The sequence below is a fragment of the Psychrobacter sp. genome (genome assembly GCF_035469765.1).
Taxonomy (GTDB): Bacteria; Pseudomonadota; Gammaproteobacteria; order Pseudomonadales; family Moraxellaceae; genus Psychrobacter.
This window is the reverse complement of sequence record NZ_DATIRM010000116.1, coordinates 1-13277: the sequence shown is the minus strand read 5'-3', so window position 1 is coordinate 13277 and position 13277 is coordinate 1. Positions and strand designations below refer to the sequence as shown.

Genomic DNA, 13277 nt, shown 5'->3' with positions numbered 1-13277 from the left:
GCTGTTTTTGATGGTTTTTATATCAACCATATAAAAGATGTATATGTAGTATTTACTATGAATCTATAAAATTAAACACTTCGTTACAACCATATGAGCTATGAGCGCTATAGTGGTCAAATTATTAAGCTGTTTTAAGAGTTGCTATAAACGTTTTATATATCATCTGACTTATAGCCACATAGCTGCATAGCTACGTAAATATGCAAGTTGGGCTTTATAAGTTGCATGGATTAAAAAGCTTGATCCCAAAATATGACTGCAAGGTATGATTTTCATGACACTATCTTTTAAATCCGCCCTATTGCCAAGTATGCTTGCCATCAGTCTAGCATTAGGTGCTTGCCAAGACCCTTCTGCTTCAATCGGTGAAAATGTTGAAGCAATGAATGCTGATATTCCTGCTGAGATAGAGAATGAGAAGACGACAGTAACAGTAGATAAGGCGGGTGAGATAAGTGCTGAAGAACAAATGATTGCCAATCTTGCGCGTTATCGTTGGACACTACTCGATATCGATGACAAAAGTGGTGGACCTGTAATAACGAAACTTGTAGATATTAAGAATCAAGTAACGCTGTTGTTTAAACAAAATCAAGGTCACAACACCGTAAATTATGGTGTAGGCTGTAACACTATAAGTACTGGTTATCAGCTGCAAGGTCATACACTAACAACCAAAGAGAGCATGAGTACTAAAATGCTATGCGAAAATCTAAATAAGGCAGAAAATCGTTTAGATACCTTGATGCAAGGCACTAGTGAGCTCAGTGTTACTGAAGGTGAGAATCCAGTACTAACGCAAGTGACCAGCAATGCTATCACGTTGACTTGGAAAGGTAGGCTAACGTCACAAGCGAAATACAACAGTAAAGGCGAAACCCTGTTTTGGGCAGTAAATGCTACAATGCTACCTTGCACAGCTGGTAGCTCAAAAATATGCTTGCAAGTAAAGCCAATTACTTATGATGACCAAGGTATTAAAACCAGCGAAGGTGAGTGGTCAGCATTTAATGGTGAGATTGATGGTTATGAGTATGATGGTAAGCATAATGAAGTGCTACGCCTACAACGCTATCAATTAGACAGCGACCAGATATCAGAAGATGAAGAGTATGCTTATGTATTGGACGCTGTTATTGAAAGCTCAGTAGTAGAATAGGGCTGACTGGTTATGATCGAATAATGACATTAAATAGTAACCTTAAATAGTGAAAATAAAAAACACGCGCCTTTTTAGACGCGTGTTTTTTTATGCTTATTTTATGAGTATTCTTAACGCAAATTGCCTAAGTCTTCTTCAGTCAAGCGCCAGCGCCCTTTTTTCTTAGAAGCACCACGCCCGCGCATGGCGCTGTTTAATATGAGTTTGTTCATTGAATGGCTTGAGTGCGCGTGGCAGATGGCGCAAGCAAGACCATCAGCGGCATCTTGCTGTGGTACAAAGTCTAAAGTCAATATGCGGCAGACCATCTCTTGCACTTGCTCTTTTGCCGCAGCACCATAACCACAGACTGCTTGTTTGATTTGACGGGCGGTATATTCTGATACTTCTAAATCTAATGCCACCATCGCTGCAATGGCTGCGCCACGTGCTTGCCCAAGCTTAAGCGCCGAATCAGGGTTTTCTGCCATAAATACCTGCTCGATAGCAGTATAAATAGGCTCATCTGCATATTTTAAATGATGCTGAGTAATACGAGTCAAGCCGTTAAAAATACGTTTAAGGCGTTCAGGCATCTCTTTAGTATCGGTACGTATGGTCCCTGCATCAATATAAGTGAGCTTATCGCCCGTTTGTTGGACGATCCCATAACCGGTCATGCGTGAACCCGGATCAATCCCAATAATAATTGCCATAGTGTTCCGTCTTGCTTACATTTTGTTTTATGACTTAAAAATCAGCCGTAAGTTTGATAGTATAGCAATCAATCCCCATATACATCATATGTTAGCCATTTTAATTTGCATGGCGCTTAATTTATTGATTTTTATTTTATAGGACGACACTTTATGGGTCAGATAGTTGGTATTGCCATCGTATGGTTTATTATCGAGATGCTGCTTTGGTATTTGCTTGCTCAATTTACGAGTGGTTGGTGGGTATTTATGTGGTTTATTATCGCCGCCATCATTGGTATCTCTCTCCTGCGTAAAGGTATGGCTGCTCTTAATCCTATGGCACAGCAGATGAAAGCGGGTGGTATGATGAACCCATCGATGCGTCCACAAGAATCGACGATGATCAAAAGTGTGGCAATGGCAGCCGCTGGTATTTTGCTGCTCATTCCGGGTGTGCTCAGTGACTTGCTAGCATTACTGGTGATATTGCCGCCAGTGCAGAAAAAGCTTAAAGACTTTGCCAACAACTATGTCATGAACAATCAGCAAAAAATGATGGAGATGATGGCAAAGCAGATGGGTGGACAAATGGGCGGCGGACAGAACCCATTCGGTGGTGCTAGTGGAATGGGTGGACAAAACCCGTTTGGCGGCGCAAGTGGTATGAATAATCAAAATCCATTTGGTCAACAACAAAACCCGTTTGGCGATGTATTTAAGCAGCATACAACGGTCGATGGTACGGCAAAAACCATTCCTAAAGATGTGAAAAAAATTACCAAATCTGCTAATGATGAATAAGTGTTTTATCGATAAGTAGACATAAAAAAAGCCCCTTTCGTCGATAACGAAAGGGGCTTATTAGTAATTGTAATTCATTCTTTATAAATGTTGTGCTTATAAATAAAAGAGCTACTAACTGAATAAAACAACCGAAGTGCCGCCGCAAGATGGTGACCCATGAACCGTGAAGTTCAGGGCGGATGCGTCACTGCCTCTGCAGGTTTCCTGATACACCACAAGGGTGCAGGCATACACAATGAAGCAGTAGGTACCACATCCTGGTAAAGCATTATCGGCTCAGGGAATAAACATCTGCTAGCCAACACTTCAGAATATATTTATCTTAACCAATGGTTTGAGTGATTGCAAGTAGGAATTACAGATTACTACGTGGTGTTAATCATTGGCATTATTAAGATAAAGCCATCACTACACATCCAACTTGCAAAAAGTCGTCATATGTTTATTGAAAAGTCAATTTTTCAGCTATTTCAAGATGTGTGCTAAGATAGGCAGCTTTAAACATCCTAAAACAGCATTATAGGCGTTCATTCACTTGAGGAGCGGTAATCCATGACCAATACCCAGCAACAATCAGAATCTATTGATGATAATCAGGCACAGCTAAACAACCAGAAAGATCGTGATAATAATAAAAAAGTGCCTCATATTTTAATGATATTAGATGGGTTTGGGCATCGTGAAGAAGGTAAAGACAATGCGATTGCTGCCGCTAACATGCCAAATTTGGATAAGATTTATGAGCAGTATCCGCATGGATTGATATCGGCATCAGGAGAAGATGTTGGTTTGCCAGACGGTCAGTTTGGTAATTCAGAAGTTGGGCATATGAACTTGGGCGCTGGGCGTGTGCTGTATCAAGATTCAACCCGCATCTCAAGCGAGCTTGCCAACCGTGAATTTTATAAAAACGAAGCCTTGGTAAATGCGGTAAAAGCTGCCAATACGCTTGGTGGTAATGTGCATATTATGGGCTTGCTGTCAGATGGTGGCGTCCATTCTCATCAAGACCATATTGAAGCGATGTGCCATTCAGCGTTGGTACATGGTGCCAAAAATGTCTTTGTACACTGCTTCTTAGATGGACGCGATACACCGCCTAAGTCTGCGGATAAATATATCAATCGCTTACGTGACCATATTGCAAAACTTAATGCTCATTATGAAGGCGGTCGCGTACAGATTGCCAGTATCATTGGGCGCTACTATGCGATGGATCGTGACAATCGCTGGGATCGTGTGCAAAAAGCCTATGAGCTAATTACTGAAGGTAAAGCGGATCGCTTGTCGACCCGTGCTGATGGCGCAGTACAGGCGGCTTACAAAGCACGCGAAACCGATGAATTTATTAACCCAACCGTGGTCATTGGACGTGATGAGGTACCTTATACTGTTGATGACAATGATGCGCTTATTTTTATGAACTTCCGTGCTGATCGCGCCCGTGAGCTTGCGCAAGCTTTTGTATTGCCTGACCATGAGTTTTCGGGGTTTGCCCGTAATAAGCAGCCAAAACTTGCGGCGTTTGTAATGTTGACTAAGTACTCTGATGTTCTGGAAGATAATCCTAAAACCAGCATCGCTTATTACCCAACCTTATTGACCAATACCCTTGGCGAATTTTTGCAAGATAAGGGTAAGACTCAGCTGCGTATCGCTGAAACTGAGAAATATGCTCATGTGACGTTTTTCTTTAGCGGTGGTCGTGAAGATGAATACAAAGGTGAGACACGTATCTTAGTGCCATCTCCAAATGTTGCCACTTATGACTTGCAGCCTGAAATGAGCGCTCCTGAAGTGACAGATAGATTGGTGGAAGCGATTGAATCTGGTAAATATGACGTATTAGTTGTCAATTATGCTAATGGTGATATGGTCGGTCATACTGGTATCTTTGATGCTGCGGTTCAAGCAGTAGAAGCGTTAGATGTTTGCATTGGTCGTGTGGCAGAAGCAGTACGTGCTGCAGGCGGCGATATGCTGATTACAGCAGATCATGGCAACTGCGAGCAAATGCAGGATTACGAAAGTGGTCAAGTACATACTCAGCATACTACTGAGCACGTGCCACTGATTTATGTCGGTGAGAAAAAAGTACAAGTCCGTAGCGGCGGTAAGCTTAGCGATGTCGCACCCACTATCTTAGCCTTAATGGATATCGAAGCACCGAAAGAGATGACAGGTAAAAGCCTGTTGGTCAGCGCCGAATAATCCAGTTGTGTTAAAGCGCTAGAAATTTATAGTAGTAGCGTTACATTACTTTTAAAGTAGATTTACACTAAAAGGGAGAGCTATTGATCAGCTTTCCCTTTTTTGTTGCTACATTTTGTCTAACATTTCACCTAAGTTACTTGCAATACTCTCCTATTCTTACAAGGACGCTTGATGCTATCTTATGGGCTATTATTCAATAATAACTATATAACAATCCTATAATAATGATAGCTTAACTTTGGACAAATTTTTAGGTGATTTTTATGCATTTTATCAATCCTATCAGTCGTACATTTCCATTGATCTCTAAAAGAGTAGAGCAGTCAGTGAGTGTGATATCCACTTACTCTAACGTCTTAAAGCCGACGCTTATTGTGAGTTTACTGAGCTTAAGTATGATTGCTATGCCAGCACAAGCGGCTGTCAAAGATGCTGCTGCAGGGCACAACGTGAGTCGTACGGCAAGCTTACAACTCATCAGTTTAAATACCGATAATGTACCACTAGACAACGGCGTGGATGATTTATCAGATATTGCTGATATGCGTGAGCCTGCTGATCAAGCTGACGATTTAATTGATAGTGTGGCGGATCAAAGTGTGTTGAACAATGAGTCGGCTGTTATTAATACTGACATTCCTGTTGAAGTGGCTCAAGTATCATTGAATGCGATCTCTCCTGAAACTTTAAAGACCTTTGTGGCATTGATTGACTTAGTGCGCCGAGAATATGTTGATACGGTTAATGATGAGGAGTTGTTTAATAATGCAATGAGCGGCATGTTGACCAAGCTAGATAGCCATGCTGAATTTTTGGACGCTGAAGCCTATGAAAATTTGCGGGCTTTTACGGAAGGCGATGTCGGTGACATTGGTATCAAGGTGGAGTATCAGCCAACCTTGGGTTATTGGGTCATCACTGAAGTAATGGATGATTCCCCTGCCGATAAAAAAGGCATTGCCGTTGGTGATTATTTACATCAGGTTGATGAGTTTAAGCTTGGCGAAGATGAAGAGAGCAATGATATCGAGCAGCTTTTGACAGGCATTGCCGGTACGCAAGTAGATGTGGTGACGTCCAAGGCAGGACGCCGCAAACATACTACCACGTTACAACGTAATAATAGCCATCCTCAACTGATTGAAACCCGTCTTGTAGATGGTATGGCAATTGTTAGGTTGCCAGCTTTTCAAAACAATAGCCGTGAAAAACTGCTGCAAAGCTTGATTGACTTGGATAAGCCTGTAACAGGCATGTTATTAGATTTGCGTGATAATCCAGGCGGGGTATTGGCATCTGCTGTGAGCGTTGCTAGCCTATTTATGAAAGATACCGATGTGGTACAGGTAAAGAGTCGTCAGGCAGATTCGCGTACTTTATCGACCAAAGGTGCGGCATTACTCGAGCCGTTGCCTGTAGTGGTACTGCAAAATCGTTACTCGGCGTCAGCAGCAGAGGTATTGGCTAGTAGCTTGCAAGCGCAAAAGCGTGCCACTATCTTAGGAGAAGTGAGCTATGGTAAAGGCTCAGTGCAGTCAGTGATACCGCTGAATGATGAGCAAGCAGTCAAGCTCACGGTTGCCAACTATATGACCGCTTCAGGTAAAAAAATAGACGGTATTGGGGTCGAGCCTGATGTCGCTCTATCGGGAAGTGAGAGTACATGGGAGCAGCAGGCACTTGACGTATTACGAAAGCAGGCGCTGACTGTAGGTATTCGGTTTGTACGTAATGCAGCGTTAGAAGATGGTACTCACAAGACATCTGACATTAATAATAATGCGCTAAGAAACAATGTCACCGAAAAACCGACCTCTATGGTCAAGACGAAATAAAAACGATAAACCTAAGGGCTGAGTGATTACTCAGCCTGATCTTCTGCAATATCTAGCTTAGTCATGCGATAGCGCAGCGAGCGAAAAGTCGTCCCTAATAATTCAGCGGCTTGGGTTTTATTCCAGCCTGTCTGTTTAAGAGCAGTGATAATGAGCTGTTTTTCTTGCTCTTGTAAATAGTGCTCTAATCCTTGTATAGGTAGCTGACTATTGACTGTGTTTTTTATCGCGCTACTGTTTAATATATCAATATTGCTATCAATACTATTGTCGAGATTGGCTACAGAATTGGTCTTATCACTATCTGCATCCTTGTTTACTGATTCAGCGCGCTTTACCATTGCTTTCACTGATTGCTGCTTCATTGAAGCGTAATGATGCATTATCGTACGATAAGGGTGAGGATTCGCCGTGGTTTGTTGGTTCTCCTCATTCGCTCGCAATCGCTCTTCATCATGTTGATGGGAGGCATGAGTGCTAGGCATATGATTGGGTTGTGGCGCAATAATTTCTGTAGAGGTATGGTTTTTTTGATGGTTATCGATTGTCTGATGCATATCAAAATCAGCTAAGCCAAGATGGCTGACATCAATCGTTATCGTTTCAGCTAATGTGATTGCCCGTTCAAGCACATTACGTAGCTCGCGGACGTTACCGGCAAAATCATGCTGCTGTAAGCGCTGACAAGCCTCAGCGGTTAATGAAGGCTGCGACTCTAATTGCCATTCTTCAGCAATCAGTGCTAAAAAATGCGTCGCCAATACAGGTATGTCATCACGACGTGCGTTTAGTGTGGGCAATTTAAGTTCAATCACGTTAATGCGGTAATATAAATCCTGACGGAACAACCCTGCCTGCACCAATTGATTCAAATCTTTATGCGTCGCTGACAAGATACGGATATCGACCGGCACTTCTTTGGTGTCGCCAATCGCGCGTACGGTCTTCTCTTGAATGGCACGTAATAGTTTAACTTGCATTGCCAAAGGCAGGTCTGCAACCTCATCTAAAAATAGAGTGCCGCCATTGGCCTGTTGAAATAGACCTTGCTTGTCCGCAACTGCTCCTGTAAAGCTGCCTTTTTTATGACCAAAAAACTCTGATTCCATCAGCTCTGAAGGTATCGCCCCGCAGTTTACTGGTACAAAGCTGCCATCACGTCGCGGGCTTAAATCATGAATTAGCCGAGCAACGACTTCTTTACCCGTACCGGAAGCACCTGATAAGAATACTGGCGCTTGTGAGCGTGCCAATTTTAAAATGGTGCTTTTTAAGGGCTGCATCACCGCTGAATTCCCAATCAAACGTTCATCGAGCATTTGCTGTTCAGGTGAGCGCTGAGGAGTAGACTGAGCCGTATTATCTTGCTGAATGACCTTTAGCGCATTTTCAACCAACTGCCGTAAACGTGGTAGCTCAAGCGGCTTATTAACGAAATCAAAAGCACCCAGTTTTAATGCCTCAATGGCTAAATCCATACTGCCATGTGCTGTAATCACCGCGATGGGTTTACTGGAGGTGGCACTGATATGTTTGACCAACTCTAGTCCTGAGCCATCAGGTAGCTTTAAGTCCGTTAGACAAAAATCATAGTCATTTTCTTGCCAATAGGATTTTGCTTGTGACAAAGTATAGGCAACATCACTTTTGATGCCCATTTTGGTCAAGGTGATTTGCATCAGGCGGCACAAATCTACTTCGTCGTCAACGACTAGCGCGGTGTTGGTCATACGTCATCTCATTGTCTTCAAGTACTACAAAAGTATTAAAAAGTCATCATCTAAAGCACTGTCAGTATTGCTAGCAGACAGTTATTGTCCTTAACAATCTAAATCCTATTATCTTAAGATTTTATCGAGCGTTTCTAACGAGCAGTCTTTGCTTATTTAGATAAAGATTGGGCTGATGACCTTATTGTGAATGGTAGGAAAAATCAGTCGAAAGCAAGTTTTGTCATGGTCAGGAACATAAAGCAGTCGTGCATGATTGGCTTCACAAAATGCTTGAGACAAATAAAGCCCAAGCCCTGTACCTGCTTTGTCTGTGGTAAAGAAGGGATTAAATAAGTGTTCCAAATCATCAGCGCTAACACCATTACCGCCATCCAAAATATCGATTATAACATCGTTGTCCGCACAATAAATCTCGATTTCCACAAAGGCGTGAGGGTGAGCGTAGCTACTATGGCGTAAGCCGTTATTAATTAAGTTGATAAGTACCTGCTCTAATTGTTGGGTATCAAAAGAGATGGTAGGTTGGGTAATGAGGTGTAAAAACACATCATGTCCTTTAAAATAATTGTCTAAAAATACAGGCAGCCACTCAGCAAGGACGATGGTTTGTTGGTTGGCAGTGTGCTGGCGTGACATTTTTAAAACATCTTCAATAATGCGATTAACGCGTTTTGTTTGCGAAAATATTATTTTATAAAGCTCATGGTTGTCAGTCATATCGCTATCTAGAGGAGCAAGTGTATTTTCGGCTTCCCTCTCATTTTCGATAACTTCTTCTATTAATAGCTGGCTTGCTTGCGAGATGGCTGCCAAGGGGTTTCTGATTTCATGGGCGATACTGGCAGTTAATTGCCCGAGTGAAGCGAGTTTCAATTGTTGTACGCTGGCTTGCTCGCGGCGTAAATCCTCTAGCATAATCAGCTTACTATCGTCTTTTAAAGGGATGATATCAATACGTAGCTTGCCAACGACAGAGGCATTAGCAAGAGCTGGTAATTCATAAATAAAGGTGCGCGTTAGTCCTGCTGCTACTGATAAACAAGCATTAAGCAGTTGCAAATGTTGTTCGCTAAGCTGCTGTTGAAAGTCTGCTACGGTCTTTGATTTGTCATCTGTTGAGTTAGGGTATTTTGGTTTACGGTCAATAGGGTTTGGGATGCTCAGCAATTGATAAGCAGCAAGATTGGCCAATACTATCTGTTTGCCATCTATCACGATGACCCCGTTGACCATTTGAGAGATGACTTCTTGATTGATGACATCTAAACGCTCGGCTTCTTTGGCATGGCGAGCAGCTACCTTTTCAAGCTGTACCAAGCGTTGCGATATTGACCAACTCAAGCCGCCCACAGCCAAAAAGCTGGCTGACATCAGTAGAGCATTACCTAAATTTGCCAAGCTCATACTATTAGCAATGGCATAAAAAAACTGCTGATAAATCACAAAAATGATCGCAAGCAAGGTAATGATTAGCGCTTGTGAGCCATGTAACAGCATAAAGCTTGCTGCTACCACCACCATATACAGCATGGTCAGCTGCAAATCAGGGGCGCCTGCGGTATAAAGTAGTAAACTTAAGATAATGACATCTAGTGCCAGTCCAAAAGCCAGCTGCCGGCGCATATGTGTGCCAACGGTATAAAACAATCCAAGCAGAATTAAGCTTAGCAAAACATAAAAACTGAGCGTTGTTTGCTGTAAAAAACTTGGCAATGAGGGGCTGCCATCCGTGCGAACAGTAATATATACCATCAGCATAAAAAATAAGCTGACGATAAAGCGATAAGTGCTATAAATGAGCCCCAATTTTCGTAATTGCGGCACAGGCAGAATATCATCTTGCTCTAGATAGTCAGTAATAACAGCAATAAAATTCGAGGCGGATTTGATAGGATTCATGGGTTGATAACAACAGTTTTTGATAAATGGGATTCTTGGTAGTTAGGGTTGAATGAGACCATGACGAATCGCCAAATGCGTCAATTTCACATCACTATCTACGTTTACTTTTTCATAAATACGATAACGATAGGTATTGATGGTTTTGACACTGACAAAAAGCTGGTCGGCAATTTGTTGCGGACTTTGGCAATTCACTACCATCATAGCGACTTGTTTCTCGCGATCACTTAACAAGTCAAAAGGTGAGCTGGCATTATCAGACAATAGGACGTCAGCCAATTGTTCAGCGACATCTTGACTAAAATAGCGCCCGCCTTGATAGATTTTTTTGACCGCGCGTATCATTTCATCAAGTGGCGTGCCTTTGGTGATATAACCATTGACACCTGCTTTAATCAGCATCGAAGGATACGGTTGAGCTGACATACTGCTAACCGCCAAAATTTTGATGCCCATATCCATTTGAATCAAGCGTTTGGTAGCTTCAAGACCACCAATATTGGGCATATTAACATCCAGTAATATCACATCAGGACACAGCTGTTTTGCCAAGCGTATTGCCATATCACCGCTATCTGCTTCACCAACGACTTCGATATCCGCACTGTCTGCCAGCATACGGCTAATACCCATCCGCACCAAATCATGATCATCTACCACTAATACTCGAATCATAGTTATACTCTTTTCTATCCGTCAGAATAAAGGGTGCACGGTTCACTTGAAACCATCTAAATTAAATTATTGAAATAATAGACTATCTTTACCCATAAAAAAGCCAATATTACGTGTTATATATTAATAGTAGATACGTATATAGAGCCTAATAAAGCAAATGTAATGCTATATTGCTCTAATGTTAATTAATATTGCTGTAACATCAAGTAAATGTAGTAAAGTTTGAAAGCGGCATAGAAATGCCGTCTAATTGATTTAGCGGATTAAACTTAAATGCAAACCATGATACACTAAAAATACAAAAACTCTATGTGAGTATCTACAAACACACCTATAAACGCTACGTACGTTGTTGATATCAGTCAGTATGTAACTGATTCCCTGATTAACAGCAGCGCGTAGGCAGGAGGCATAATGAAGCAACTACCATTAACCAAACAGCAATTAATCGCTGCTATGATTTCATTGAGTTTGGGCAGTGTCGCACAAGCCGCACTTACAATTAATGGTAGCGCTAGCACTGAGTCTAGTGCGCGCCTGAGCTGGGGCGGTGCTGATAGCTTGTCCGAAGCCCGTAGTATTATGTCAAAGTCCAGTAACAGCTCTACGATTAAAAAAATAGATAATGGTTCTAGCACTAAGAGTATCAGCAATACTCCAAGTTTTAGTAGCAACAATAACAGCTATAATAATAGCAATAGCTACACCACCACGTACCGCGGTAGCTTTGGTAGCAGTAACATGATTCCAATCAGCACCGATTCGCGTAGTGTCGCGGTTATCGATGCAGAGACTGGCGAATCTATCTATGAAAAAGATGCCCATATCGCGCGTCCAATGGCAAGCATTACCAAAGTGATGACCGCTATGGTGGTACTTGATGCGGGTTTGGATATGCGTGAAGAGCTCACGCTTGATCCTGAAGATTTCGTTGGTCCAAAGCGTGCCAGCTCTAATTTGAAATCAGGCGATCGTCTTAATCGTGCTGAGATGCTATTAATGGCATTGATGAAATCAGAGAACCCTGCCGCAAAAAGCCTTGCTCGTAATTATCCAGGCGGCTACAGTGCTTTTATGCGTGCTATGAACAGTAAAGCGAAAGAGCTGGGTATGAGTACGGCATTCTTTGGTGACCCAACTGGTCTTGATAAGCGTAACGTTGCTTCATCAAATGACTTGGTTAAAATGGTTCGTGCTGCGGGTAATTATGATGTGATTCGTCGTTTTTCGACCACCAAAAGCTATGACTTTTTTGTCTCTAACTACGCAAATGGTAACCGTACCTATAAGGCCAATAACACCAGTAGCCTCGTTCGTGACGGTAGTTATCCGATTGGTATCTCAAAAACCGGCTTTATCAATGAAGCGGGTCGTTGCGTAGTGATGGAAACACGCGTCAATAATCGTCCTGCTATTATCATTATTTTGGGCGCCAATAGCTCAGCAACGCGTTGGGGTGATGCCAAAAATATCTTAAATAGCTTGGCAACGCGCCGTACGGTATAAGACTTATCATTACTTAAATTTGCATCGCTAAAAGATACTGATACAAAAGGCTGTTATGAAATATAACAGCCTTTTTATTATGTCAAAAACGTGTTGATATTAAGGAGCATCCCATGAATCAGATTTTAGTCTCTCCAGTTTCTCATGCTATACCCAAGCTATACCTGCTCACCAATGATGATGACTTTGCCCTTTTATATCAAAAACTAAAAGTAGCTCTGGCAACAGGGCTTATTGCGCTGTTACAAATCCGCCGTAAGCAAATATTGGCACTGCCAAATGGTGAATCAATACTTTATCAAGAAGCACGGCAAATCGTCAGTTTAGCTAAGAATTATCATGTGCCAGTCGTCATCAATGACGATATTGCTTTGGCAGCTAAGCTTGGGGTCGGTGTGCATTTAGGACAACAAGATGGTGATATTAGCGCGGCAAAACAGTGTTTAGCACCCAATCAGATCATTGGTCGTACCTGTCATGGCGATGTGACGCTAATCGAAAAGGCAAAAACTGACGGCGCAAGTTATGCGGCCATGGGCGCCATATTTGCCTCAACTACCAAACCTAATGCTAATACTATATCGCGCCAGCAGCTAATAGAGGGTTGTCAGCAAGATATAGATATATGTGTGATTGGAGGGTTGAGTGCAGAGAATATTGTTGAGCTATCAAGTTTGCCTATTACTTATATAGCAGTCGTCGGCGATATTATGGATTTACCTGTACAAAAAATCGTTGCCCGTTGTGAGGAGTGGCAGCAGGC

10 protein-coding genes and 1 other RNA gene are annotated in these 13277 nt (G+C 42.2%); 6 read left to right on the top strand and 5 right to left on the bottom strand.

Translation table 11 applies throughout. The features are described 5' to 3' along the window. Positions 1-277: 277 nt before the first annotated feature. Positions 278-1162 (top strand): META domain-containing protein, encoded by an 885-nt coding sequence (locus VLN09_RS03225; protein ID WP_325243760.1) that lies wholly within the window; start codon positions 278-280, stop codon positions 1160-1162. A gap of 113 nt (positions 1163-1275) precedes the next feature. Here the strand turns inward: VLN09_RS03225 and ruvC are convergent, their stop codons facing one another. After that, positions 1276-1860: a crossover junction endodeoxyribonuclease RuvC gene (gene ruvC, locus VLN09_RS03220; RefSeq protein WP_325243759.1), complete on the bottom strand. Its 585-nt coding sequence runs from the start codon at positions 1858-1860 to the stop codon at positions 1276-1278. A gap of 153 nt (positions 1861-2013) precedes the next feature. Between ruvC and VLN09_RS03215 the strand changes: the two genes are divergently transcribed. Then, positions 2014-2643, top strand: a complete 630-nt coding sequence (locus VLN09_RS03215) for an FxsA family protein (RefSeq protein ID WP_325243758.1) — start codon at positions 2014-2016, stop codon at positions 2641-2643. A 124-nt stretch (positions 2644-2767) separates the two neighbouring features. On the opposite strand, the gene ssrS is transcribed toward VLN09_RS03215, so the two are convergent. Beyond that, a non-coding RNA gene (gene ssrS / locus VLN09_RS03210) (6S RNA) lies at positions 2768-2962 on the bottom strand. 236 nt (positions 2963-3198) lie between these two features. Between ssrS and gpmI the strand changes: the two genes are divergently transcribed. Then, positions 3199-4857, top strand: a complete 1659-nt coding sequence (gene gpmI / locus VLN09_RS03205) for a 2,3-bisphosphoglycerate-independent phosphoglycerate mutase (RefSeq protein WP_325243757.1) — start codon at positions 3199-3201, stop codon at positions 4855-4857. Between the two features lie 266 nt (positions 4858-5123). Continuing rightward, complete coding sequence (locus VLN09_RS03200; protein WP_325243756.1) at positions 5124-6695, top strand: S41 family peptidase; 1572 nt, start codon at positions 5124-5126, stop codon at positions 6693-6695. Between the two features lie 26 nt (positions 6696-6721). On the opposite strand, the gene VLN09_RS03195 is transcribed toward VLN09_RS03200, so the two are convergent. The 3 genes from VLN09_RS03195 to VLN09_RS03185 form a co-directional block, all read right to left on the bottom strand. Beyond that, positions 6722-8425, bottom strand: coding sequence for a sigma-54 dependent transcriptional regulator (locus tag VLN09_RS03195; RefSeq protein ID WP_325243755.1), 1704 nt, complete (start codon positions 8423-8425; stop codon positions 6722-6724). 156 nt (positions 8426-8581) lie between these two features. After that, positions 8582-10327 carry a sensor histidine kinase gene (locus VLN09_RS03190; protein WP_325243754.1) on the bottom strand — a complete coding sequence of 582 codons (1746 nt, stop codon included), beginning with the start codon at positions 10325-10327 and terminating at the stop codon, positions 8582-8584. A 42-nt stretch (positions 10328-10369) separates the two neighbouring features. Further along, on the bottom strand, positions 10370-11005 hold the full coding sequence (locus VLN09_RS03185; protein WP_325243753.1) for a response regulator: 636 nt from the start codon (positions 11003-11005) through the stop codon (positions 10370-10372). Positions 11006-11422: 417 nt separating this feature from the next. Here VLN09_RS03185 and VLN09_RS03180 point away from each other — a divergent pair, with 417 nt between their 5' ends. Together VLN09_RS03180 and VLN09_RS03175 are read left to right on the top strand one after the other, a co-directional pair. After that, positions 11423-12514: a serine hydrolase gene (locus VLN09_RS03180; protein WP_325243752.1), complete on the top strand. Its 1092-nt coding sequence runs from the start codon at positions 11423-11425 to the stop codon at positions 12512-12514. A 113-nt stretch (positions 12515-12627) separates the two neighbouring features. Then, a partial coding sequence (locus VLN09_RS03175) for a thiamine phosphate synthase (protein ID WP_325243751.1) occupies positions 12628-13277 on the top strand: 650 nt, incomplete at its 3' end.